Below are 23,076 nucleotides of genomic sequence, written 5' to 3' on the forward strand. Positions count from 1 at the left end.
ACGTCGAACAAAGGAAGATCATGGCTGACTTCACCGATCGGGTCGTGCTGGTCACCGGCGCGGGCTCGGGCATCGGCCGGGCCGCGGCGATCGCGTTCGCCCAGGCCGGGGCACACGTGCTGGGTGTCGGGCGCAGGCAGGAGGCCCTCGATGAGACCGCGCGGGCGCATCCCGGCATCGCGGTGCTGGCCGCGGACATCCGCGCCGAGGACGCGCCTGCCACGGTGGTGCGGGCCGCGATCGAGCGCTGGGGACGCCTGGACGTGCTGGTCAACAATGCGGGCGGGTTCACCCCGGCGCCGCTGGCCGAGATCACCGCCAAGACGGTCAACGACCAGTTCGCGCTCAACGTGACCGCGCCCGTCCTGCTCGCCGCCGCCGCGCTGCCGCACCTGCGCGCCACCCAGGGCTCGATCCTCAACGTCTCCAGCCTGTACGGCCACCGCCCGATGGGCGAGGGCGGCTCGCTCTACGCCGCCAGCAAGGCCGCCCTGGAACAACTCACCCGCAGCTGGGCCCTGGAACTGGCCGCCGAGCGGGTGCGGGTCAACGCGGTCGCGCCGGGCCCGACCGAATCCGAGGCCCTGGCTGTGTCCGGACTGCCCGCCGAGGTGGTCGAGCAGATCAAGCAGGACGAGGCCGCCCGGGTCCCACTGGGCCGCCGCGGCACCCCGGCGGAGGTCGCGCTTTGGTTGCTGCACCTGGGCGATCCGGCGGTCACCTGGGTCACCGGGCAGGTGCTCACCGTGGACGGCGGGCTGGAACTGACCTGAGGTCTAGGCTGGACGGCGGGTCCTGATCCGGAGGTTGTCGATGTTCCTGCGCCGCTTCGCCCTGTCCGCCACGGTCATGCTGGGCGCGCTCACCATCGGCGGCCCGGCCGCCCTGGCTGTGAGCACCGCGCCACCGGTGACCAGCACGGTCGAAACCCAGGAACTCCGCCGCCTCGGCCCGCTCACCGACCTGGTCATCCAGCGCCTGCTGGTCGGCGATCTGGTGGCCGCGTCCAAGTTCGGCACCGGCAAACCAATCGACGACCCGGTGCGCGAGCAGCAGGTCCTGGACGGGGTGCGGGCGCAGGCGGGTCCGCTGGGGCTGGATCCCGAGGCCACGGTCCGCTTCTTCCGGGACCAGATCACCGCCAACAAGATCGTGCAGCGCGGCCTGTTCGACCACTGGACCCGGCACCCGGACCAGGCACCGACTACCCGCCCCGACCTCAACCTGATCCGCCAGCGCCTGGACGAGTTGGCCACCAGGATGCTGGCCGAGCTGGTGTCCACAAAGGACATCCGCAAGCCGGGAATCGGTTGCCAGGTAAGACTTCTGGTCGCTCAGCACGTCGGCGCGGCCCAGCACCGGCTGGACCGGCTGCACCGGCAGGCCCTGGACACCGGCGTCGGATCCATCTGCTGACCTGCCCGCGGTCCGGGCGCCGCGGTCCACACCGGACTACGCTCGGCCGTGAGTGCGCGGGAGAGGAGCTGACCATGGCGGACAAGGACATTCTCGGCACCATCGACGAGCTGGTCGCCGAGGAGCGCGCGTTGCGCGCGCACGGAACCGGCCTGACCGAGGCCGACCGCACCCGGCTGAAGTCCCTGGAACAGCAGCTCGACCAGTGCTGGGACCTGCTGCGGCAGCGGCGGGCGGCGGCGGAGTTCGGCCAGGACCCGGCGGATGCGACCACCCGGACCGCCGGTGAGGTGCAGGGCTACCTGCAGTAGCGCTCAGTACGCCGCCGTGTCGATGATGATCTCCGAGTGCAGGGTACGGTGCACCGGGCAGCGGTCCGCGATCTCCATCAGCCGCGCCCGCTGCGCCGCGTCCAGCTGACCGGTGATCCGGATGGACCGCTCGATCCGGTCCAGCCTGCCGTCCTTGGTCTCGCAGTCCGCGCAGTCCCTGGCGTGCACCCGGGAATGCCGCAGCGCCACGCTGACCCGCTCCAGCGGCCAGCCCTTGCGCTCGGCGTACATCCGCAGCGTCATCGAGGTGCACGCGCCCAGCCCGGCCAGCAGCAGGTCGTACGGGGACAGGCCGCTGTCCTCGCCCAGCGGGCGCGGTTCGTCGGCGGCGATCAGGTGGCGGCCGACGGAGATGGTCTGGCCGTACGACCCGGTGCCGTTCTCGGTGACCAGCACGTGGCCCTCGGGTTCGGCGGCGGGCTCGGGCAGGTGCCGGGCCGCCCAGGTGGCGATCAGCGTGCCCGCGTAGCCGGCGTCGCCGGGGGTGCTCAGCTCGTGGTCGGCGCCGTCGAGGGCGAGAAAGGACTTGGGGTGCCGGGCGGCCTGGAAGATCCGGCGGGCGTGGTCGACGCCCACCGCGTTGTCGGTCGGCGAGTGCAGGATCAGCAGTGGCGCGCCCAGTTTCGCGGGCAGCTCCCCCGGCGCGATCGCGGCCAGGGTGGCGATCGCGGCGGTGGCGGGCAGGTGCGGGGCGGCCAGCAGCACGGCCGTGCCGCCGATCCCGTGCCCGAGCAGCAGCAGCGGTCCCGGCAGGTGTTCGGCCAGCCGGATCAGCTCGTCCGCGGCGGCCGCGCTGGCCTCCACCTGGTGCACGGCTAGACCGGTGGCGGCCAGGGCCCGGCTGATCGCGGCCGCCGCCGGAGCGGGCAGGTTGTGCGCGAACAGGGCGTGAGCGTGCGGCAGGCCGGTCTGCGTGGTCACGCGATGACCTTAGTGTTCAGGCCTTGGTGGCCACCACGATGGCGTAGCCGATCTCCGGGGTCACCGCGAGCCGGGCCATGCCGTTGTCCACGTCCGCGCCGTAGTCCACCGGCAGGTCCTCGGGGTCCATGCCCTCGAACCAGTCCGCGTTCTCCTCCTGCAGCGCGCGGAAGGTCTGCCGCAGCGACTCCTCGGAGATGTCGGTCAGCTCGGCGAAGGTCAGCCCGCACTCGGCCAGCAGCGCCGGATAGTTCTCCACCGGGTGGATCGCGGCCACGTTGCCCGAGGTCCAGCAGGACTGGAGCACCGCGTTCTGCTCGTCGGTCAGCGGCACCAGCTGGACCAGGTCCGCGATCACCAGCCTGCCACCGGGCCGCAGCACCTCGGCGATCTGGCGCAGCACCTGGCGCTGGTCGGGCATGTGGAACAGCGACTCGAACAGCCACACCCCGTCGAAGGAACCCGGCGCGAACGGCAGGTCCATCGCGTCGGCGAACTGGAACCGCACCCGATCGGCCAGCCCCTCCTCGGCGGCGAGCTGCCCGGCCCGGTCCAGTTGCAGCCTGCTCACGTTGACCCCGACCACCTCGACCCCGGCGGTCTGGGCCAGGTCCACCGCGGGACGGCCGGTGCCGCAGCCGATGTCCAGCACCCGCTGACCGGGCCGCACCGCGAGCTTCTCGATCATCAGCGCGGTCATCCGCCGGGACGCGTCGCGCACCGAACTGCCAGGTGGCAGGTCCTTCCAGTACCCGATGTGCAGACTGCCGCCCAGGTCACCGGTGACGAACTCGGTGATCTGGTCGTAGTACGCGCCCACCGTCTCGGCCGTAACCCCACTGGCACCCCGGATCACCATGGCCACCTCCCAGGTGAACCTGAGTACCGGACCGACTTCCACCCGGTCAAGCCCGGCCTGGACTTCACCATTCTGAACCAGTCCCGATTGATTAGGCCGTTCGGGTTATAACGCGATAGACCAAAAGGCCCTTTGCGGTGATGCGGATCATTTCGAAGTATTCAAATGAACGATGCCGGATACCGGGCTCTGGGTCTTGACTGGAGACGTTCATCCGATTCATCCCTGCCATTAGCTTTTCATCCCGAAAGGCCCCTTCGTGACCCTCAAGCGATCACTTTCTGTCGTGCTGCCACTGGTAGCCGTCGCCGCCATCGTGGTCAGCCCGGTCGCCCAGTCCAAGTTGCCGGCGCAGAGCCCGGTCAACGTGGTGCCGGAAGCGATCCAGATCGACCCGACGCACCCGAAACTGGACGTGACCTATGGTCACTCCGAGTTAGAGCTGGAGTACAAGCGCAAGGACGACACCAAGCCGGACGGCTGCCAGGTCCGCGACCACGAGGAAACCGAGGAAGCCAAGGTCAAGCCCGGTTCCGGTTTCGTCACCGCGGCCGGTGTCCGTTATGACCTGGATCAGTTCCATTTCCACACCCCGGCTGAGCATCGCTTCGCCGGCCGGCAGTACCCGCTGGAAATGCACCTGGTGCACCGCAGCGCGGCCGGCAAACTGCTGGTGGTCGGCGTTCCGCTGCGGGCGGGCGAGCATTCCGTGGTGGACACCGTGCTGGCCAAGCTCGCGCCCGAATGCGGTCAGTCGGTGCACATTCCGAGCGTCAACCTCAACAGCCTGCTGCCGCACAACAAGCACACCCTGCACTACCAGGGTTCGCTGACCACCCACCCCTTCACCGAGGGCGTGCAGTGGTACCTGGCCGGGGAGAAGACCGTCAGCCAGGCCACCCTGTCCCGGTTCCAGGGCCTGTTCAGCCACGGCAACTCGCGGGCCGTGCAGCCGCTCAACGGCCGTCACTTCACCGAGGTCGGCCTGATCTGACCGGTTCCGTCAACCAGGTGAGCCCGGCGGGTTCAACCCCCCGCCGGGCTCACTCTGTGCTCCACTGACCGGATGTTCGTCGGCCGTCAGCGTGAACTGGCCCAGCTCGATTCGCTGCTGGACGCGCTGCCTGCCGGACCGACCCCGGTGGAAATCGTGGGCGAGCCGGGCATCGGCAAATCCCGGCTGCTGCACGAGATCGGCGAGCGCGCGGCCGGGCGCGGACTGACCGTGCTGGCCGGCCGGGCCGGGGAGTTCGAGCGCGATCTGCCCTTCGGGGTCTTCCTGGACGCCCTGGACCACCACCTGGCCGCGCTGTCCGACCAGCGGGCCGCGGCACTGGGCCCCGGCCACCTGCGCTGGCTGACCACCGCCTTCCCCGGCCTGGCCGAACGGGTGCCGCCCGCTCCGCCGCCGCAGGCCGCCGAGCGGTACCTGCTGCACCGCGCGGTGGCCGCCGCGCTGGACGCGCTGGCCGGACCGGCCGGGCTGGTACTGGCCCTGGACGACCTGCACTGGGCGGACGAGTCCACCGCCGAACTGCTCGCCCACCTGCTGCGCCGCCCGCCCGCGTGCAGGTTGCTGCTGCTGCTCGCGCACCGACCCCGGCAGCTGCCGGACAAACTCGCCGCGGTGCTCGCCGGTCCGGCCTACGCCACCCGGCACCGGATCGAGCTGCCGCCGCTGGACTTCGCCGCGGCCCAGCAGCTGCTGCCCGCCCACCCCGAGCGCAGGCGGCTCTACGACCTCGCCGGCGGCAACCCGCTCTACCTCCAGGTCCTGGCGCACGGCGGCGAACTGGCCGCACCGGCCGAGCAGGGCGCGGAGGTCCCGCCGGGAGTGGCCGCGTTGCTGCGCGGCGAGTTCGCCCGACTCTCCCCCGCCGCCCGCCTGGTCGCCCAGGCCGCCGCGGTGATCGGCGACCAGGTCGATCCGGAGCTGGTGGCCGCGGCGGCCGGCCTGAGCCTGCCGGACACGCACGCCGCCGCCGAGGAGCTGTTCGAGGCCGACCTGCTCCGCGGCACCGGCGCCGGCCAACGCGTCACCTTCCGCCATCCGTTGCTGCGCAACGCCGTCTACCACTCCGCCACCCCGCTCTGGCGGGCCGCCGCGCACGGCCGCGCCGCCGCGCTGCTGACCGACCGCGGGGCCGCGCTGACCACCATCGCCCCGCACATCGCCCGCTCCGCCGCGGTCGGCGACACCACCGCGGTCGACCTGCTGCGCGCGGCCGCCCGGCTGGCCCTGGCCCAGGCCCCCGCCACCGCGGTGAGCTGGCTGCGCGTCGCCCTGCACGGCCACCCCACCCCCGCCGACGACCTGGGCCGGGACCTGCGCCTGGAACTCGCGCACGCGCTGATGCTGCGCGGGGACTACCGGGAATGCTGGGACATCCTGCGCGGGCAACTGGATGCCGCCCCCACCGGTCAGCCACACCTGCGTCACCAGGCCGTGGTGCTGTGCGCCACCACCAGTCGGCTGCTGTCCCACCCCGAGGAAGGCCGCCGCCTGCTGCGCGAGGAACTGGCCAGGGACTACCCCCGCGCGGACGCCGACACCGCGACCCTGTGGCTGCACCTGGCCCTGTCCCACGTCCTGGACGCCCGCTTCACCGAAGCCGCCGAAGCCGCCACCGCCGCACTGCGCCTGACTCTGCCGGAAGCGTTGCGCTGCATAGCCTTGGCCATGATCGCCTGGTCCTACCCGGAACTCGGCCGGGTCCCGGAAGCAGTCGCGGCGATGGACGAGGCGGTGGCCGTCTACGAGTGCCTGGACGAGCAAGAACACCTGGCCCACCTGGGTTTCACCCACATCACCCCGCTGGTCGAGGCCATCTGCCACCTGCGCCTTGGTGACACGTTGCGCAGGCTCGGCCAGGTCCGCCGGATGTCCGAACGCCTGGGCCACCTCACTTTCGGCGGCGAGGTGCTCGGCACCACCGCCACCGTGCTGGCCCACGCCGGCCGCATGGCCGAGGCCACTGCCCAGGCCGAGGAGGCCCTCGACGCCGCCCGCCTGACCGGCATCGAACCGTTGCTGGTCAACGTGTTGTGCGCGCGGGCAGCCGTCGCCTTGTACTGCCTTGACCTGGACGCGGTCGAACGAGCCGGCCGCGAGGTCGCCGCCCTGTCCTGCGCGAACTGGCATCCCCTGGCCCCCCACCTGGCTCTGCTCCGCGACCTCGTCCGCGCCCGCCTCGGCCTGGAGGCGCCCCTGGCCGAGACGATCGAGCGGCTGGGCGGCCCCGACCTCCCCGGCACCCTGCACCGGGCCCGGGTGCTGACCTACCTGGAACTCACCCACATCGCCACCGACGCCGACCGCCCAGCCGAAGCCGCGGACTGGGCGAGTCGAACGGAATCCCTGGTACAGCACCAATTCCCGTGGAGCACCGCCGCCGCCACCCTGGCCAGAGCCTACGCCGAGTCCCGCACCCCCAACCCGGCCCACGCCCGCACCCTCGCCGAACAGGCCGCCAGGGCCTTCGCCACCGCGGGCTTCCCCGTGCAATCAGCCAGAGCCACCCTGCTGTGCGGCCAACTGCACGCCACCCTCGGCGACCGCGACCAAGCACTGTCCACAATGGACAAGGCGGCTGCCGTCTTCGCCGACTGCGGCGCCACCCGGCACACCGAGATCGTGCTCCGCCACCAACGCCGCCTCGGCCGCCGCGTCCCGCGCACCACCAAGGACTCCCCCCTCGGCCTCACCCCCCGCGAAACCGAGATCGCCGCCCTGGTCGCCCAGGGCCACAGCAACCGCGCCGTGGCCACCCTGCTGGTGGTCAGCGAACGCACCGTGGAAACCCACCTCAGCCGGATCTTCCAGAAACTCGGCCTCAGCTCCCGCACCGCCCTGGCCGCCCTGCTCGCCCGCGACAGCTTCCGGCCATGACCTCCCACCCGCACCGGAATCCCCGCATCCTGGCGGCATGAGCTTCGCGCACCAGCGACCCGGCGGAGTGGACACCGAGATGCGCTCGCTGTCCCGCCGCGGTTCCGACCTCGACCAGGGCTGGCAGGCCGACAAGTCGGCCATCGCCGGCGCCGAATCCGGCATCGGCGGCGACTTGCTCGGCCAGGCGTTCCGCTCGGTCTACACCGCCCCCGGCGAGGCGGCCCGCCTCGCCGCGGACCAGGTCGGGCCGGCGATGCTGGCGGACGCGCAGGTGGGGATGCGGTGCGCGGAGGACTACCTCGGGGCGGACGCGGTGTCGGCGGCGAGCATGCCGGTGGGCGACGTCCGCGCCTGAGCCGGGTCAGGCTGCTCGGCCACCTGCCGCCGGAACGGCGCGGCCAGCGTGGGCAGCAGATGTGCCCGGTTGCGGATCAACGCCACCACCGCCAGCGCCAGATACACCCCGCACAGCACGTACCGCGCGGCCTGCCCCGGCAACGCGAACTGCACCGCGAACAACCCGAGCAGTGTCCAGGCGGCCCAGCGGGGGAAGCGCAGGGCGAGCAGGGCGGTGACGCCGAGCAGGGTCTGGGTGGCGGTGAGCAGGAACTCCTCGATCTGGCGGGCGTCCAGTTGCAACCCGCCCGCGCCGCCGCCACCGAGCAGGTAGGCCACCGGCAGGCTGCCCACCAGCAGGGTCCACTGGTTGACCTTGCTGGAGATGAGGGTGCCGATGGCGGCCTCGCCGTGGCCGCGCAAGGCGAACAGGATGGCCACGATGAACTCCGGCGATTCCGAGGCCAGCGGGGCCAGCCACTGCACCAGCAGGAATTCGTCCACGCCGAGCTGCCGACCGGTGGCGATCAGGCCGTGCGCGAAGGGTTCGGCGCTGGCCAGCACCACCACCGCGGCGAAAACGAACAGCCCGATCACCAGGCTCCGCCGGGCCCGCCGGGGCAGCGCGCCGATGCGCGCGGCCGGGCCCACCAGGTGCGGTTCGCTCGCCTCCGACTGGGACACCTTCCACAGGTAGAACCCGAACAGGCCGAGCAGGGCGCAGCCGAGCAGCAGCGAGATCTGGCCGGTCGCCGGGATCACGAAGGCCACCACCGCGGCGATGGCCAGGAAACCCAGTTCGACCCGGTAGCCCGAGCCGAGCACCAGCTCGCGCATTGAGCGGCCGGTGCGGCGGCGGGCCACGAACAAGGCCAGCAGCACCACCAGCGACCAGCCCAGGCCGAGCAGCAGGCGGTTGGAGCCGGTCATGTTCGCCGCGGCGTAGGCGACCTGGCTCGGGTCGGTGCCCGCGCTGTAGGCGAAGTACAGGTCCACGGCGTACTCGGGCAGCACCGCGATCACGGCCAGGATGGCGATGGCCAGTCCGCCGGAGATGTCGGCCTGCGCGGCCTCGGCGGCCCAGGCCAGCAGGAAGGAGGCGGCCACCACGGCGGCGCCGAAGAGCAGCAGGGCGGCGAGCGGTGGCAGCTGCAGGCCGCCGAAGCGGACGGTCAGCGCGGGCAGGGTGAGGGCCACGCAGACGGCGAGCGGCCGGACCAGCTTGCTGGACACGGGGTTCCTTCCGGACGGCGACGGCCAGACCGGGGCTCCAGGGAGGCTCGGCCAGGCATGACTGCTTGGCCGAAGGTCTCGCCCACCGGCTGGGCCGGTCCCGGCGCCGGAGGACACGAGGTCCCCAGCATGTCGACGCACGGAGTTGCGGGCTACTCCCCTTCGGAGTGCGCCCAGCCTCTCATCATTTCGACATCTTCGCAACTATCGAACTGTCGTGCCGGGCTGCCGACCGGGGATCAGTAGCGGAAGAATGGGCCTGCCATGCCGACACAGCCCGCACCCACCGAGCCGCCGCCCCCGGGCCAGGCCACCGAGCCGACCCCCGCGCAGCTGCGCGCCGGCGCCGACACCTTCGCCCTGCTGTCCAGCCCGGTCCGCCTGCACCTGGTCTGGCTGATCACGCACGGCCCCTACGACGTCGGCACGCTGGCCCGCCGGGTCGGCATCGGCATCGCCACCGCCTCCCAGCACCTGACCAAACTGCGCCTGGCCGGGGTCATCTCCGCGCACCGCGACGGCCGCCGCCAGCTCTACACGGTGGACGACCCGCACGTGATCACCCTGATCCAGCAGATCTTCGACCACATCGCCCCGGACGGATCCCTGGCCCCGGACCCGCCCCGCTAGCACCGTGTCGGCCGTTCTCGTACGGCGTGTTGGCCATTGCGGACGCCGTCTTGGCCGTTGTGGACGGCGAGTTGGCCCAACTGGTACGCCGAGTTGGCCCAAGTGGGCGTACCAGTTGGCCCAAGTGGTACCAGTTCGGCCAACACGGCGGCGAGTCTTTAGGTTCTGGGGCATGACTACCGAGGCGTCCCTGGTCGGGCGGTGGCGGCTGGACTGGTACCGCGAGCTGGACGTGGCGACCGGCGCGACACTGAGCGATCCGTTCGGGCCCAACCCCAACGGCCGGCTGCTCTACACCGCGCGCGGGCACATGTCGGTGCACCTGGCCCGCACCGACGGCCAGACCCACGGCGTGGACTACTACTTCGGTTACACCGGCACGTACACGCTGGCCGGGGACCAGGTGGTGCACAAGCTGGAGATCAGCTCGCACCCGGACCTGACCGGGGCGGAGCAGCGGCGCGGGCTGAAGTTCGAGGGCGACCGGCTGACGTTGAGCACGCCGGAGTACGTGGTGGACGGGCGCGCGCGGGTGGCCGCGCTGTGCTGGCTGCGGGCCTGACGCCTCAGCCCACCGGCGGCTGCCCGGCGATGACGCGGCCGAGGTTGCCCAGGCCGACGTTGCCGGGGGTCGCCTCGAAGACGCGGCTGTGCGGGTCGGTGCGGAAGCGCACCTCCGGTGGCGAGTCGATCTGCAGCCGCCTGCCCCGGTAACCGGCTTCGTCGGGGTCGCGGACGTAGAGGCCGGTGTCGGCGATCCAGTCGGTGCTGTCCTCGGCCACCCAGACGTTGCCGACCTGGTGCTGGCTCGCCTCGTGCGTGCCGTTGCCCAGGCTGCCGACCGAGACGAAATCGTCCACGTCCAGCACCCGGTCCCTGGTCGCGATGCCGGCGACCAGCGCGCCGTAGCTGTGCCCGATGACCGTGTTGTGCGAGCGCGGGCCGACGTGGCTCTCGCGCAGCCCCTGCTGGAAACCGGCCAGGTCGTCCTTTGCCGCGTCGGCGGCGTGGCTGGCGGCGGTGTTGGGCGCGTCGGCGCCGTCCGGTGAGTCGTAGCCCAGCCAGCCGATCACCGCGGTGGAGCGGGAGCCCGCGTCGGTGGCGGACTTGTGCAGCACGTCGAGCCGATCGATGATCGTTTGCTCGCCCGGTGCGGACGGGGTGGCCAGGGTGCTGATGTTGTGGCTGATGCCGGGCACCAGGGTGGCGACGTCGGTCGCGGTGTCCGGGTTGCCGCGGGAGACGATCGCCCGGCCGTCGTCGGTGTTGTCGAAGCCCAGCAGGAAGTACCTCTGGTCCCCCGCGGTGGGATTCTTCGGGTCGTAGGGGGTGTTCGGGCCCAGGCGGCCGGACAGCTCCTCCAGGTGTTTGGCGCGCTGGTCGAGTCGGTCGGCCTCGGCCAGCAGACCGGCCCGGTTGACCGGATCGGCCCCGCCGATGCCCTCGCCGGACTGCGGGACGATCCCGCCGTCCAGCCGGGTGGCCTCCTCGCGCAGCCGCCGGGCCTGGGCACGCAGGTCCTCCGGGGTCCGCTCCAGCAGCAGGCGGTTGGCATCGTCACGGGCCGCGGTGGGCAAGCCGTCCAGTCCGGCGATCAGCTCCGGCTGCTCCCTGATCAGCCGGAGCTGCTCCTCGGGTGAGAGCTTCCGCCACCACTCGGCGTTCTGCTTCGGATCGATGCCCGGCTTGGCGTCGTTGCCGGTGGACTGGAACGCCGCCGCGGGACCGCCCTGCCCGGACACCCTGGCGGCCGCGCCGGCGATGGTGGCGTTGACGATCTCCGCGGTCTGCTGGGCGAACACGGCCTGCGCCGCGCCGCCGAACGGCGGTGGCAGCAATGCGCCGATCAGCCCGTACACCGGATCGTTGCTCCCGATGGTGCTCCGGATGCTGTTCTTCACCCCGGCCACCTCGGCGCCGAAAGCGGTGACCTGACGGCTCAGCGCGGCCATGCCTGTCCCCTGTTCGGTGGCCGTGGCCAGGGTCTTGCCCGCCCTGGTCAGGAACGCGCCCCCGGCGCGGTCGCCCCAGGACTGGCGCACCGCGGTCAGGTCGTGCCCACCCGCACTCTCGAACGCGCTCGCGCCGCGCTGCCAGCCCGCCGAGAGCTGTTCCAGAGTGTCCTCATTGGACTCCGGCCAGCCGGTGATCGCCCGAACCCTCGGCCACAGCCCAAAACCCGCCTCCGGTTCCGGCACCGCCATGCCCCCGCACCCCCCTCGCTGTCCCCGACCACGCTGACACAGCCCGCCGCCCACCGGCGCGCGCTGTCCGCAACCTGCCATCAGCCAACCGGACCGCCGCCCATCGGATGATCGACCGGCTCGGCCGATCACCACCCTGGGTCATCACCCGCTCATCCAGCGTGCCCGCCATCATTGTCCACTGTGGACAGCGCTGCCCCTTGGGGCAACGGAAACCGTTGCGGGCTGGTAACAGTACGAGTACGGTCAACTACACGTCGGCGCCAGAATCTCCTGTGACGAAGCCAGATCTGCCGCCCGGTCAACACTTCTGCCGGTGAATCCCGAGAAGATCACGCGATCACGTGGTGTCCGCGGTGGATTCCCGCCACATCCTGGAGCCGTTCCCGGGGTGGGCCGCGGCGGGGTGCTGCGTGTCCCGGGCCGTCGTCTGACTCCTGGAGGTTCACCTGATGAACGGGTTATCCCGTCGGACCCTGCTCAGCAGGGCGGCGGTACTGGGGGGCACCGCCTTGGTCGTGCCGCCGTTCGCCGCCACGATCGCGGGCGCGGACGAGGGCCCGGCCCGGCCGGCCAATGCGCTCACCGTGCCGCGTGGCGATCACCGGCACGCGGCGCTCTCCCGCGGGCAGAACATGCGCTGGGTGTCCAACCCCGAGATGGTGCGGCTGCCGGTGACCACCACCGAGGTGGTGAACGCCGTCGGCGAGGCGGTGCGCACCGGCAAGCGGCTCTCGGTGCGCTCCGGCGGACACTGCTACGAGGGTTTCGTCGACCACCCCGAGGTCCAGGTCATCATCGACATGAGCTGCATGGACGCGGTGCGCTTCGACACCGCGCGCGGCGCCTTCGAGGTCGAGGCGGGCGCGCTGCTGGGCGATGTCTACGGCACCCTGTTGCGCCGCTGGGGGGTCACCCTGCCCGGCGGGTCCTGCCACACCGTGGGTGTCGGCGGACACGTCACCGGCGGCGGTTACGGCCAGCTCGGCCGCCAGCACGGCCTGATCGTGGACTACGTGCAGGCGGTCGAGGTCGTGGTGGTGGACCAGACCGGCGTGGCCAAGGCGGTGATCGCGACCAGGGAGGCCAACGACCCCAACCGCGAGCTGTGGTGGGCGCACACCGGTGGCGGCGGCGGCAGTTTCGGCGTGGTGACGCGGTTCTGGTTCCGCGATCCCAGCGCCACCGGCAGCGATCCGACCAAGCTGCTGCCCGCGCCGCCGGCCGAGGTGTGGCTGCACCGGGTGGAATGGCCGTGGGACAACCTGACCGAACCGCGCTTCACCCGGCTGCTGCGCAACTTCGGCCAGTGGCACGAACGCAACAGCGCGGTGAACAGCCCGTACGCCAAGCTGTTCGCCCGCCTCGAACTGAGCACCAAAGTGACCGCGCCGAACCACCTCATCGTGCAGATGGACGCCACCGCACCGGATTCCGAGCGGTTGCTGGACGCGTTCGTGGCCGCGATCGGCGAGGGTGTCGGGGTCACCGCACAGGTCACCGACAAGCGGAAGCTGCCCTGGTTGCAGTCCACCGGCTGGCAGGGCCTGTGGGTGCACACCCCGACCGAGCGGTACAAGTACAAGTCCAGCTACCACCGCAAGGGTTTCACCGACCCGCAGATCGCCGCGATGTACAAGGCGCTGACCGCGACCACCTACACCCACCTCGGTTTCGCGGTCTCCATCGCCTCCTACGGCGGCAAGATCAACACGGTGCCCGCCGAGGCCACCGCGGAACCGCACCGGGACTCGGTGCTGAAGCTGCTGTGGGGCACCGCCTGGGGCGAGGCCGCCGACGACAAGCGGAATCTCCAGTGGCACCAGGAGTTCTACCAGCAGGTCTACGCCGACACCGGTGGGGTGCCGGTGCTCAACGAGGTCACCGACGGCTGCTTCATCAACTACGCCGACATCGACATCAGCGACCCGGCCTGGAACCGGTCGACGGTGCCGTGGACCGAGCTGTACTTCAAGGGCAGCTACCGGCGGCTGCAGCAGGTGAAGGCGAAGTGGGATCCGCGCAACGTGTTCCGGCACGCGCAGTCGATCCGGCTGCCCGGCACCCGCTGACCCCTGTGCCCGGCGTGGCGATTGTGTTGCCACGCCGGGAACCGGTGGCTAGGCGAGGTCGGGAAGTGGGTCCGTGGGTAGCGCTGATCGCCGGTTTTCAAGCCAGAAGGCGTACTCGCGCAGGTGGTCCGCAAGACCGTGGGTGAGGTAATCCGCGTAGGCGCGCAGCCCGGCCGCGGCCTCCTGCTCGTCCTCGTTCCCGTTGACCGACCACCGCTGCTGGAGGTCCTCGATCCACGCCGCGAGCCGGGCCCGGTCCGCCCACCACTCGCGGATCAGTTCCAGGGTCCAGTGTTCGTCGCCGTCGCCGGCGTAGCCGCGGAACGGGTCCTGCCAGGCCGCGCTGAGCAGGCGGTGGGTTTCCTGGGCGTCCCGCGGCTGCCGGAAGACCACCTCGCCGAACTGCTCGTCCTCGTAGACGACGTGGTCGGGCGCGGCCAGTCGGCCGGTCCAGCAGGAGTCGGTTTCCGCGCCGTAGAACGGGCCTGGCGCGTTGCGCCAGTCCCGCTGCGCCCACTTGCCCAGCAGGTAGTGCTCCGGTGGTGGCAGCAGCGCCCCGTCCAGCTCGGGCACCGGCTGGTTCGCCGAGGCCGCTACGGTCGGCAGCGGATCCCAGTACATGTCACCACGGTAGCCTCAGTCGGCCCTGGCCAGTGCCCGGTCCACCAGGTCCCCCGCCGCGCCCAGATACCGCGCCGGATCCAGCAACTCCGCCACATCCTCCAGTTTGCCGACCAGTTCCGGTGCGGCCGCCAGCAGCTCGCCGAACGGGATCCCGGTGGCCGCCGACTCCAGTGAGATCCGGGCCAGCAGTTTCTTCGCCAGGGCCTTGCCCAGCACCGGGGCCAGCGCCACGTTGAGTCGCTCGGAAACGATCGTGCCCCCGGACAACTCCAGGTTGGCGCGTAGCCGGTCCGGGAAAACCTCAAGTCCGCCAACGAGTTCCGCCGCGGTGTGCGCCGCGCCGATGGCCAGGCGCAGGACTTCCCGGAGTGGTTGCCATTCGGCGTGCCAGGCGCCGGCGGCGCGTTCGTCCTCGGAGATCAGGCACTGGGCCAGGATGCTCGCCAGGGCCGGGGTTTGCTTGGCGGCGGCCAGGATCAGGGTGGCCAGGACGGGGTTTCGCTTCTGCGGCATGGCGGAGGACTGGCCGCGGCCCTCGGCGCTGGGTTCGGCGACCTCGCCGACCTCGGTGCGGGACATGCCCTGGATGTCGAGGGCGATCTTGCCGAGGGCGCCGGTGACGAAGGCGGCGGTAGCGCCGAGATCGGCGATCGGGGTGCGCACGGCGTGCCAGGGCAGGACTGGTTCGGGCAGGCCGAGTTGTGCGCTGAACCCGGTCAGCAGGTCCAGGGTGTGCGGGTGCCCGGTGGCGGCGGTGGCGTACTCGGCGTAGGCGGACAGGGTGCCCGCGGCGCCGCCGAGCTGGGCGGGCAGCCCCTGGGCGAGGAGGTGGCGGACCCGGTCCCTGGCGTCCAGGACCAGGGTGAGCCAGCCCGCGGCCTTGAGCCCGAAGGTGATCGGCACCGCGTGCTGGGTCAGGGTGCGCCCGGCCATCGGGGTGTCCCGGAACTCGCGGGCCAGCCCGGCCAGCGCGGTGGCGGCGCGGGTCAGGTCGGCCTCGACCCGCCGGAAGGCCCTGGCCGCGAGCAGCATGGTGGCCGAGTCCAGGATGTCCTGGCTGGTGCTGCCCCGGTGCACGTACTCGGCCGCGGCCGGCTCGACCAGCGCGGTGAACAGCTGGACGAAGACCACCACCGGGTTGGCCGCGCCGCGGGATGCCTCGGCCAGGTGGACCAGGTCGATCCGGTCGGCGTCGGCGGCTTCGGCGATCCGCTCGGCCGCCTCAGCGGGGATGATGCCGAGCTTGGCCTGGGCGCGGGCCAGCGCGACCTCGACGTCGAGCATGGCCTGCACCCAGGCGTGATCCGAGGTGGCCTCGGCGGCGCCGGTGCCCGCCCAGACCGGGGCGAGCAGGCCGGAATCGGTGGCGTGGCTGGTCAAACGGTCCCCCGTGCGGTCCGGCTCCGCTGGCGCGCGCTGGTGGGCAGCCAGGCCAGCGGAATGTGCTGGTTCAGGTACGTCCGCGAGCTTCCCAGACCCGGGCGGCTGACCGCCAGGCATGCCCGCGCGATCGCGTCCGCGTCACTCAGAATCACCGAGTTGACCCCCGGACGGATGCCCGCGGCGGTCACCCAGTGCACTGCCTCGGTGGGCACGCCGAAGGCGAACCGGCGCGGGTTCGGGCGGCCGGTCGCGTCCACCAGGTGATAGGGGCGGCGGGTGATGGCCAGGCCGCCGGTCTCGTAGTGGCCGCCCGCGCCGTCCGGGATGCGGTACGGGCCGCACTGGCCGGTCCGCCACAGGTGCCGGAGCAGCGGATCGGTGCTGCGGCGCACGTCCACCTCGGGCAGCCGGGCCTCCACCAGGGTGGTGACCAGCACGTCCGAACCGGGGATCGCACTGGCGCGCACCAGGAAACCCTTGCCTGCCGGGTCCTCCTCGACGCGCATGCCGGGGCCGAGCACGTGCAGCACCCCGGCCTCGATGAGCGCGATCAGCTCCTCGATCCGGCTGGCCGGCGGGCCGATGGACAGGTAGGCGTTGAGCGGGGTGTACCAGGCCTGGAGTTCCTCGCGATAGGAACGGCCGCTGATCCCGCTGTGGTCGACCACCAGGCGGATCTCGTTGCGCAGGTCGCGCAGCACGTCCATGGCCGCCTTCAGTGGGCCGCGCACGTTGCCGCGCAAGGCTTCCGCGAAGTCGCGGCGCAGATACTCCAGCAGCCAGGCGCGGAACTCGACGCGGTCGGCGAAGCGGCGGTCCCCGAACGGGCGGGCGATCAGGTCCCAGTCCCAGTGTTCGGCCGGGCTGATCCCGTGTCGCCGCAACACTTCCAGCGCCGGATCGTGCACATCACGGGCCAGGTACTCACGCAGGAAGTCCTCGGCGGCGAACGGGTCGCCGCGTTCGGTGAGCAGCGCGTGGTAGTAGACCGCCTCCACCTCGCGGGAGACCATCGGCCACACATCGCGCCGGAACTCCACGCCCATCCCGCGGTCCATCCGCAGCCGCAGCCCGTCGATCACCGGCTGGGTCAGGAAGAACGGCTCGTGCCGCCCGGAAGCGCCCTTCTGATTCTCCCCGCGCGCGTGGTAGGGCACGCCGCGCCGGGATCCCGCGTACAGCAAGGGTTCCCGGCCCGAGGGGTGGTAGACCAGGCGACCGTGCTCGCGCACGAACCGGCCGCCGCGGACCACGGTGAGCAGCGCGGTGTAGTCGAAGAAGTTCAGCCCCATCCCGCGCAGTGCCACCGGTTCCCCGGCCTTGATCCGCTCCAGTGGGGCGTCGGCCGGGTTGATCGGCGGCTGGTAGCCCAGGCCGTGCTCGGCGGCGAAGGCGGCCAGCCGCGCCTCGTCCTCCCCGTGCGGCATGCCCACATGGCCCTGCGCGAGCACCACAGTGTCCATTTCGGACAGTACCGAGCCGTCGGCCAGGGTCACGCACTGACCGCCCTCTGGCCTGCTGTCCAAGGCGATCGCGGTGCCCCGGTGCAGTCGCACGCTGACGTGCCGCGGCGCGGTGCGCACCACCCGGCGCAGCACCCAGCTCAGGTAGTGGCCGTAGAAGGCGCGCGAGGGATAGGAATCCGGCCCCAGCTCCCCCGCCTCCTTGCGCACGTGCGCCGGGTAGACGTCGATGGAATCCATCAGGGGCAGGAATTTCGCCCACTCGTACAGACTGGGGCCGGGCGCGACCGGACCGGCGCAGTCCACCGTGTCGTCGGTGAACATGGTCACCTGGGAGGCGATCGTGTTCATCAGGAGTTCGCTGGGCTGACCGGTGCGCCACACCTGCCCGCCGTCGCCGAGGTGCGGATCGACCAGATGCACCAGCACCCGCCGGTCGCCGCGCCGGGCCGCGTTCGCACAGATCCGCTCAAGGACCGAGATGCCGCGCGGGCCCGCGCCGATGACGCAGATCGTTGTCCACAATGGAGCCACCGACGACATCACTCTCCCTGGGTGTGGATCGCGCGTGACGCTGACAGACTGAAAAGAAGAGTGCTCGGCGCCGGGCCCGGATGTCATCACGCCTTCGCGGGATACTGCGGCGGCTTCACCCACTCGCCGAGGCAGCCCTGGGAACATCACGTGTTCTCGGGATCCACGGCCGTCTTCCGCTGTGTAGAAAAGGATTCACAGACCGCCTGGCCGAATTTCTCCGGTGCGAGGGGTGCAATGACCATAGCGGTTCAGAAATACGGTGGGACGTCGGTCGCGACGCCCGAGATGATCCGCCGGGTGGCACGCATCGTGCGGCACACGCACCGCGCGGGCCGGCCTACGGTGGTGGTGGTCTCCGCCCGCGGGGACACCACCGACGAGCTGATCCGGCAGGCCCTGGAACTGAATCCGGCGCCCTCGGCGCGGGAGAGCGACCAGCTCCTGGCCACCGGGGAGAACCAGTCCGCGGCGCTGCTGGCCATGGCCCTGCACGAGATCGGCGTGCCCGCGGTGTCCCTGACCGGGCCGCAGGCCGGGATCCTGGCCGACGGCAGGCACGGCGCCGGGGTCATCGCGGCCATCGACACCAGCCGGGTGCTGCGGCAGCTGGCCGATGGCAATGTCGTTGTGGTGTCCGGCTTCCAGGGCATGGACACGCACGGCGACATCATCACCCTGGGCCGGGGCGGTTCGGACACCACGGCGGTGGCGCTGGCGGCCGCGCTGACCGCGGCGAGCTGTGAGATCTACACCGATGTGGACGGCGTTTACACCGCTGATCCGCGCATCGTGCCGGGCGCCAGGGTGCTCAGCCACGTCGACGCCGGGGTGATGACCGAAATGGCCTTCGCCGGCGCGCAGGTGCTGCATTCCCGGGCGGTGGAACTGGCCGCGGTGCACGGCATGGATCTCCAGGTGCGCAGTTCGTACACCCAGTCGGCGGGCACCACGATTCTCGGACGGAGCTGTCAACAGGTCATGGAGTCACAGGGTTTTGTCACCGCGGTCACCCACGACCGGGAGGTGGTGTGGGCCCAGGTCCGCGCCACCCGCTCCGCCCCCGGCCTGGCCACCGTGGTCTTCGACGCGCTGGCGCAGAAGTCGGTCCCGGTGGACCTGGTGTCCTGGTCCGGCCCTGGCGAGAGCGAGCCGCGCCTGGGCTTCGCGCTGCACCGCCGGGACCTGCCGGTGGCCCAGCACCTGCTGGCCCAGCTGGCCGCCGACCTGGGCTGCGTCACCGAACTGGACGAGCAGGTCGGCAAACTGTCGCTGGTGGGCACCGGCCTGCTCAACCGCCCCGAGTACACCGTGCGGATGCTGCTGGCCCTCTCCGCCGCCGGCATCACCCCGAGCTGGGGCGCGACCACCCAGCTGCGCAGCTCGGTGATCATCCCGGTCGACCGGCTCACCGAGGCGGTCACCACCCTGCACCGCGAGTTCGAGCTGGACCGGGACGACGCCGAGTCCATGCCCGCCTAACCCCACCCCGACGAGTTGGCCCAAGTCGTACGCCAAGTTGGCCAAAGCAGACGTACCGGTTGGGCCAAGTCGGCGGCGTTTTGACCAGAAGGGACACCGGTGTCTACGAACCGATCGTTCGGCGCCCAGATGCGCTTCCGCAGGTTGTTCCACCACAGTGACGAGCGGCTGTTCGTGGTGCCGCTGGATCACACGGTCTCCGACGGCCCGATCGTCGGCAACGACCTCAGCTGGCTGATCGGTGAGCTGGCCGCCAACGGGGTCGACGGCGTGGTGCTGCACAAGGGCAGCCTGCGGCACGTGGACGCCGGGGTGTTCACCGGCACCTCGCTGATCGTGCATCTCTCCGCCAGCACCATGCACGCGCCGGACCCGGACGCGAAGTACCTGGTGTCCACTGTGGAGGATGTGCTCCGGCTGGGCGCGGACGCGGTGAGCGTGCACGTCAACATCGGCTCGGCCGACGAACGCCGCCAGGTCGCCGACCTCGGCCTGGTCGCCGATGCCTGTGACCGGTGGAACGTGCCGCTGCTGGCGATGATGTACCCGCGCGGCCCCAGGGTGACCAACCCGAAGGACCCGGCGCTGGTCGCGCACGCGGCCTCGCTCGCGGCGGACCTGGGCGCGGACATCGCCAAGGTGCCCTATGTCGGTTCCCGGGCCGAGATGGCCGATGTGGTGCGCGGCTGCCCGATCCCGCTGATCGTGGCCGGCGGCCCGCAACTCGACAGCACCGACGCCGTTGTGTCCTATGTGGACACTCTGCTGAGCGCGGGCGTGACCGGCCTGGCCATGGGCCGCAACATCTTCCAGGCGCCCGATCCGGGCAAACGGGCCCGGCGGATCGCCGAACTCGTGCACGCCGGTGCGGACGAGCGCGCGCTCGTCCCCAGCCGGGTCTGACCATCCACCCGCCCCACCCCTTGGAGGAGCAAGACCATGAAGCTCTGCTGGCTGGATGTCCGTGCGACGGACGACGCGAGGTCGGCGATCCTGGAGGAGGCCATCCACCAGCGCGTGGACGGGATCGTGGCCGCCACCCCGGAGGACCTGGAAACCCTGCCCCCCACGGTGAAGAAGGTCCTGTTCCCGCAGGGCCGCCCGCTGCCGGAGGACTTCGGCGGCGCCGATGTGGTCATCGTCGACCCGGTGGCCCACGGTGAGCCCGCCGAACTGGCGCTGCGCCACCCCGAGGTCGAGTTCGGCCGGTTCGTGGAGATCATCGACGCGCCCACCCTGGAGGACGCCTGCCAGGCGGCCCGCAACGACCGCTGGGCGGTGCTGCTTTTCCGCGACCCCACCAAGATCCCGCTGGAGATCGTGATCGCGGCGGCGGCCAAGTCCACCGGCAGCATCATCACCATCGCCCAGGACGTCGAGGAAGCCGAGATCATCTTCGGCGTGCTGGAACTGGGTTCGGACGGGGTGCTGATGGCGCCGCGGCGGGTCGGCGACGCCACGGCGCTCAAGCAGGCCGCGGTGACCGAGACCGCGGAGCTGGACCTGGTCGAGCTGACCGTGACCGCCACCGCGCACATCGGCATGGGCGAACGGGCCTGTGTGGACACCTGCACCTATTTCCGCGAGGACGAGGGCATCCTGGTCGGCTCGCACTCCAAGGGCATGATCCTGTGTGTCAGCGAGACCCACCCGCTGCCGTACATGCCCACCCGCCCGTTCCGGGTCAACGCGGGCGCCATCCACTCCTACACCCTCTCCGCCAACAGCCGCACCAACTACCTGAGCGAGCTGAAGGCGGGCAGCAAGGTGATGGCGGTGGACATCAAGGGGCAGACCAGGTTGGTCACCGTGGGCCGGGTGAAGATCGAGACCCGGCCGCTGATCTCCATCGACGCGGTGGCGCCCAACGGCCAGACGGTGAACCTGATCCTGCAGGACGACTGGCACGTGCGGGTGCTCGGCCCCGGCGGCGTGGTGCTCAACAGCACCGAGCTGCGGCCCGGCGACACGGTGCTGGGCTACCTGCCCACCCAGGACCGGCACGTGGGTTACCCGATCAACGAGTTCTGCCTGGAGAAGTAAAGCGGCACAACGAAAACCGGCCTCGCGATCACCCGATCGCGGGGCCGGTTTTCGGGTCTGGATCAGACGACCTTGAGCCAGGCCTTCACCACGTGGCAGCCGTTCGGCGGACCGTCGACCCGGGAGATCGGGCCGGTGTAGCCGTTCTGCTTGGTCACCAGCGGACCGTCGATGTTCCTGGTGTACGGCCAGTGCCCCATGTTGCACTCGACCACGACGCGGTAGCTGCCGAAGCCGTCCCGGCAGAACACCTGGCCGTAGTTGGCCGCCTTCTCCGCCTTGGCCTCACAGCGCCACACCTCGGCGCTCGCGGGGGTGGCGAGGAGCACCAGCGTGGACGACATGGTCGCCGCCACCGCCGCCGCGCTCACCAGAATTTTCCTGCCCAGCTGCATGTTTCCCTCTTCTTCCGCGGTCCGGTCGATCACGGAGGTTAGGGCTGCCGGATCAGCGGGACCACCGGTTTCAAGCGGATCTGAAACCCCGAGGACACCACGCGAAGTGCGCCGGCTCCCCATCAGGGAACCGGCGCACGTCAAGCCTTGCAGTGCCTCGGATCAGGCGGGCACCGCCACGATCACACTCGTCGGCGAGGAGGTGGGCCGGGTCTCCAGGTGCTTCAAGCCGGCCTTCTCGAACAGCGTGATGAACTCCGCCTCGGTCCGCACATGCCCGGTGAGCAGGGACAGCATCACGATGTCCTCGAACTTGCCGAAGTGCGGCGCGTCGCCCTCCGGCAGCACCTCGTCGATGATGATCAGCTTGGTGCCGGGCTTCATCTGCTCCCGGACGTTGCTCAGGATGGTGATCGCGTCCTTGTCCGCCCAGTCGTGAATGGTCCAGGACAACACATACGCGTCACCGCCGGCCGGCACCGACTTGAGGAAGTCCCCGCCAACGCACTCCACCCGGTCGGCGAACCCGGCCTTGGCCACCGTGGCCGCGGCCTCGGGCACCACCCTGGCCAGGTCGTAGACCACCGCGGTCATCTCCGGGTAGCGGGCCAGCAGGGTGGCCACCAGGTGGCCCTGGCCGCCGCCGACGTCGATGAGGTGCTTGACGTCGGTGAGGTCGTAGGCGTCCAGGGTGGCGCCATTGACCATCCGGGCCATGTTGCCCATGGCGTTGTTGAACAAAGTGGACAGTTCCGGGTGCGCGGCGAAGTAGGTCCACCAGTCGGTGCCGTGCACGTGGTCGAAACTGGGCTGGCCGGTCCGCAGACTGTGCACCAGGGCGCCGAAGGAACGCTGGCGTTCGCTCAGGCCCACGTACTTGGCCAGGTCGCGCATGGACCCGGGCACGTCGCCGCGCAGCGTGGCGGCCAGCGGGGTCAGGCCGAAGGTGCGCGGTTCGACCTCGGTGAACACCCCGACGCTGGCCAGCGCGCGCAGTGCCCGGTACAGCGCGCCGGGGTGGGCGCCGGTGCGCTCGGCCAGATCGTCGATGTGCCGCACCTCATCGCCGAGGGCGTCGGCCACCCCGAGTTCGGCGACCGCGATGAGCAGCTGGCTCACCAGCGAGCTGTACAGCATCTCGTACATGCGCACCGGGGCCGGCACGTCGCCGTCCTGCGGGGAGACCCCGGCCGTCACGCCGGGACGGTGAGCCGAAGCGGCGGAGACTGTGTCGGTCATGGTTCCCTTTCCTGGGTT

21 protein-coding genes are annotated in these 23,076 nt (G+C 71.1%); 12 read left to right on the forward strand and 9 right to left on the reverse strand.

From position 1 onward, the window contains the following. Window positions 1-20 precede the first annotated feature (20 nt). From MZC64_RS37190 to MZC64_RS37200, 3 genes are all read left to right on the forward strand, one after another. Complete coding sequence (locus MZC64_RS37190) at window positions 21-773, forward strand: SDR family NAD(P)-dependent oxidoreductase (protein WP_247764363.1); 753 nt, start codon at window positions 21-23, stop codon at window positions 771-773. Window positions 774-813: 40 nt separating this feature from the next. Further along, window positions 814-1,416, forward strand: coding sequence for a chorismate mutase (locus MZC64_RS37195; protein ID WP_247764364.1), 603 nt, complete (start codon window positions 814-816; stop codon window positions 1,414-1,416). 74 nt (window positions 1,417-1,490) lie between these two features. Continuing rightward, window positions 1,491-1,727, forward strand: a complete 237-nt coding sequence (locus tag MZC64_RS37200) for a DUF2630 family protein (protein ID WP_247764365.1) — start codon at window positions 1,491-1,493, stop codon at window positions 1,725-1,727. A 3-nt stretch (window positions 1,728-1,730) separates the two neighbouring features. Here the strand turns inward: MZC64_RS37200 and MZC64_RS48965 are convergent, their stop codons facing one another. Continuing rightward, window positions 1,731-2,669: an OsmC family protein gene (locus tag MZC64_RS48965; RefSeq protein WP_247764366.1), complete on the reverse strand. Its 939-nt coding sequence runs from the start codon at window positions 2,667-2,669 to the stop codon at window positions 1,731-1,733. Between the two features lie 16 nt (window positions 2,670-2,685). Beyond that, the gene (locus MZC64_RS37210) at window positions 2,686-3,528 is read right to left on the reverse strand and encodes a cyclopropane-fatty-acyl-phospholipid synthase family protein (RefSeq protein ID WP_247764367.1); all 843 of its coding nucleotides are present in this window, start codon (window positions 3,526-3,528) and stop codon (window positions 2,686-2,688) included. Between the two features lie 286 nt (window positions 3,529-3,814). On the opposite strand from MZC64_RS37210, the gene MZC64_RS37215 reads away from it, so the two are divergent. The 3 genes from MZC64_RS37215 to MZC64_RS37235 all read left to right on the forward strand — a co-directional run bounded on the left by MZC64_RS37215 (window position 3,815) and on the right by MZC64_RS37235 (window position 7,775). Next, the gene (locus MZC64_RS37215) at window positions 3,815-4,522 is read left to right on the forward strand and encodes a carbonic anhydrase family protein (protein ID WP_247764368.1); all 708 of its coding nucleotides are present in this window, start codon (window positions 3,815-3,817) and stop codon (window positions 4,520-4,522) included. Window positions 4,523-4,594: 72 nt separating this feature from the next. Further along, window positions 4,595-7,417 carry a LuxR family transcriptional regulator gene (locus MZC64_RS48305; RefSeq protein ID WP_282106496.1) on the forward strand — a complete coding sequence of 941 codons (2,823 nt, stop codon included), beginning with the start codon at window positions 4,595-4,597 and terminating at the stop codon, window positions 7,415-7,417. Between the two features lie 37 nt (window positions 7,418-7,454). Continuing rightward, window positions 7,455-7,775 carry a hypothetical protein gene (locus MZC64_RS37235; protein ID WP_247764369.1) on the forward strand — a complete coding sequence of 107 codons (321 nt, stop codon included), beginning with the start codon at window positions 7,455-7,457 and terminating at the stop codon, window positions 7,773-7,775. Here MZC64_RS37235 and MZC64_RS37240 read toward each other — a convergent pair. Next, entirely contained in the window at window positions 7,715-8,989 is a 1,275-nt protein-coding gene (locus tag MZC64_RS37240; protein WP_247764370.1) for a sodium:proton exchanger, read from the reverse strand. The two genes, MZC64_RS37235 and MZC64_RS37240, sit on opposite strands and share 61 nt — an antisense overlap. Window positions 8,990-9,253: 264 nt before the next feature. On the opposite strand from MZC64_RS37240, the gene MZC64_RS37245 reads away from it, so the two are divergent. Next, complete coding sequence (locus MZC64_RS37245) at window positions 9,254-9,619, forward strand: helix-turn-helix transcriptional regulator (protein WP_247764371.1); 366 nt, start codon at window positions 9,254-9,256, stop codon at window positions 9,617-9,619. A 172-nt stretch (window positions 9,620-9,791) separates the two neighbouring features. After that, window positions 9,792-10,181: a lipocalin-like domain-containing protein gene (locus MZC64_RS37250; protein ID WP_247764372.1), complete on the forward strand. Its 390-nt coding sequence runs from the start codon at window positions 9,792-9,794 to the stop codon at window positions 10,179-10,181. A 4-nt stretch (window positions 10,182-10,185) separates the two neighbouring features. Here the strand turns inward: MZC64_RS37250 and MZC64_RS37255 are convergent, their stop codons facing one another. Continuing rightward, complete coding sequence (locus MZC64_RS37255; RefSeq protein WP_247764373.1) at window positions 10,186-11,823, reverse strand: alpha/beta hydrolase; 1,638 nt, start codon at window positions 11,821-11,823, stop codon at window positions 10,186-10,188. 452 nt (window positions 11,824-12,275) lie between these two features. On the opposite strand from MZC64_RS37255, the gene MZC64_RS37260 reads away from it, so the two are divergent. Further along, window positions 12,276-13,895 (forward strand): FAD-binding oxidoreductase, encoded by a 1,620-nt coding sequence (locus MZC64_RS37260; protein ID WP_247764374.1) that lies wholly within the window; start codon window positions 12,276-12,278, stop codon window positions 13,893-13,895. 48 nt (window positions 13,896-13,943) lie between these two features. Here MZC64_RS37260 and MZC64_RS37265 read toward each other — a convergent pair whose 3' ends face one another. From MZC64_RS37265 to MZC64_RS37275, 3 genes are read right to left on the reverse strand one after another with little or no spacing between them, the layout of a single operon-like run. Then, the gene (locus MZC64_RS37265) at window positions 13,944-14,516 is read right to left on the reverse strand and encodes a ferredoxin (protein WP_247764375.1); all 573 of its coding nucleotides are present in this window, start codon (window positions 14,514-14,516) and stop codon (window positions 13,944-13,946) included. 15 nt (window positions 14,517-14,531) lie between these two features. Further along, complete coding sequence (locus MZC64_RS37270; RefSeq protein WP_247764376.1) at window positions 14,532-15,899, reverse strand: adenylosuccinate lyase family protein; 1,368 nt, start codon at window positions 15,897-15,899, stop codon at window positions 14,532-14,534. Continuing rightward, complete coding sequence (locus tag MZC64_RS37275; protein WP_247764377.1) at window positions 15,896-17,908, reverse strand: FAD/NAD(P)-binding domain-containing protein; 2,013 nt, start codon at window positions 17,906-17,908, stop codon at window positions 15,896-15,898. The genes MZC64_RS37270 and MZC64_RS37275 overlap by 4 nt, the downstream gene beginning before the upstream one ends. Window positions 17,909-18,136: 228 nt before the next feature. On the opposite strand from MZC64_RS37275, the gene MZC64_RS37280 reads away from it, so the two are divergent. The 3 genes from MZC64_RS37280 to MZC64_RS37290 all read left to right on the forward strand — a co-directional run bounded on the left by MZC64_RS37280 (window position 18,137) and on the right by MZC64_RS37290 (window position 21,424). Continuing rightward, a complete protein-coding gene (locus MZC64_RS37280) occupies window positions 18,137-19,381 on the forward strand; it encodes an aspartate kinase (RefSeq protein ID WP_282106497.1) in 1,245 nt (414 codons plus the stop codon). A 99-nt stretch (window positions 19,382-19,480) separates the two neighbouring features. Continuing rightward, window positions 19,481-20,284, forward strand: coding sequence for a 2-amino-3,7-dideoxy-D-threo-hept-6-ulosonate synthase (locus MZC64_RS37285; RefSeq protein WP_308301112.1), 804 nt, complete (start codon window positions 19,481-19,483; stop codon window positions 20,282-20,284). A 36-nt stretch (window positions 20,285-20,320) separates the two neighbouring features. Then, entirely contained in the window at window positions 20,321-21,424 is a 1,104-nt protein-coding gene (locus MZC64_RS37290) for a 3-dehydroquinate synthase II (protein ID WP_247764379.1), read from the forward strand. 62 nt (window positions 21,425-21,486) lie between these two features. On the opposite strand, the gene MZC64_RS37295 is transcribed toward MZC64_RS37290, so the two are convergent. Continuing rightward, on the reverse strand, window positions 21,487-21,819 hold the full coding sequence (locus MZC64_RS37295; RefSeq protein ID WP_247764380.1) for a hypothetical protein: 333 nt from the start codon (window positions 21,817-21,819) through the stop codon (window positions 21,487-21,489). 162 nt (window positions 21,820-21,981) lie between these two features. Then, window positions 21,982-23,058 (reverse strand): methyltransferase, encoded by a 1,077-nt coding sequence (locus tag MZC64_RS37300; protein ID WP_247764381.1) that lies wholly within the window; start codon window positions 23,056-23,058, stop codon window positions 21,982-21,984. Between the last annotated feature and the right edge of the window lie 18 nt (window positions 23,059-23,076).

Source organism: Crossiella sp. S99.2 (assembly GCF_023094165.1).
Lineage (GTDB): Bacteria > Actinomycetota > Actinomycetes > Mycobacteriales > Pseudonocardiaceae > Crossiella.

Coding starts and splice junctions, on each gene's coding strand:
- MZC64_RS48305 (WP_282106496.1), top strand. CDS start 4,595: ATGTTCGTCGGCCGTCAGCGTGAACTGGCCCAGCTCGATTCGCTGCTG.
- MZC64_RS37235 (WP_247764369.1), top strand. CDS start 7,455: ATGAGCTTCGCGCACCAGCGACCCGGCGGAGTGGACACCGAGATGCGC.
- MZC64_RS37295 (WP_247764380.1), bottom strand. CDS start 21,819: ATGCAGCTGGGCAGGAAAATTCTGGTGAGCGCGGCGGCGGTGGCGGCG.
- MZC64_RS37255 (WP_247764373.1), bottom strand. CDS start 11,823: ATGGCGGTGCCGGAACCGGAGGCGGGTTTTGGGCTGTGGCCGAGGGTT.
- MZC64_RS37200 (WP_247764365.1), top strand. CDS start 1,491: ATGGCGGACAAGGACATTCTCGGCACCATCGACGAGCTGGTCGCCGAG.
- MZC64_RS37195 (WP_247764364.1), top strand. CDS start 814: ATGTTCCTGCGCCGCTTCGCCCTGTCCGCCACGGTCATGCTGGGCGCG.
- MZC64_RS37275 (WP_247764377.1), bottom strand. CDS start 17,908: ATGTCGTCGGTGGCTCCATTGTGGACAACGATCTGCGTCATCGGCGCG.
- MZC64_RS37210 (WP_247764367.1), bottom strand. CDS start 3,528: ATGGTGATCCGGGGTGCCAGTGGGGTTACGGCCGAGACGGTGGGCGCG.
- MZC64_RS37290 (WP_247764379.1), top strand. CDS start 20,321: ATGAAGCTCTGCTGGCTGGATGTCCGTGCGACGGACGACGCGAGGTCG.
- MZC64_RS37265 (WP_247764375.1), bottom strand. CDS start 14,516: ATGTACTGGGATCCGCTGCCGACCGTAGCGGCCTCGGCGAACCAGCCG.
- MZC64_RS37245 (WP_247764371.1), top strand. CDS start 9,254: ATGCCGACACAGCCCGCACCCACCGAGCCGCCGCCCCCGGGCCAGGCC.
- MZC64_RS37300 (WP_247764381.1), bottom strand. CDS start 23,058: ATGACCGACACAGTCTCCGCCGCTTCGGCTCACCGTCCCGGCGTGACG.
- MZC64_RS37250 (WP_247764372.1), top strand. CDS start 9,792: ATGACTACCGAGGCGTCCCTGGTCGGGCGGTGGCGGCTGGACTGGTAC.
- MZC64_RS37260 (WP_247764374.1), top strand. CDS start 12,276: ATGAACGGGTTATCCCGTCGGACCCTGCTCAGCAGGGCGGCGGTACTG.
- MZC64_RS37190 (WP_247764363.1), top strand. CDS start 21: ATGGCTGACTTCACCGATCGGGTCGTGCTGGTCACCGGCGCGGGCTCG.
- MZC64_RS37280 (WP_282106497.1), top strand. CDS start 18,137: ATGACCATAGCGGTTCAGAAATACGGTGGGACGTCGGTCGCGACGCCC.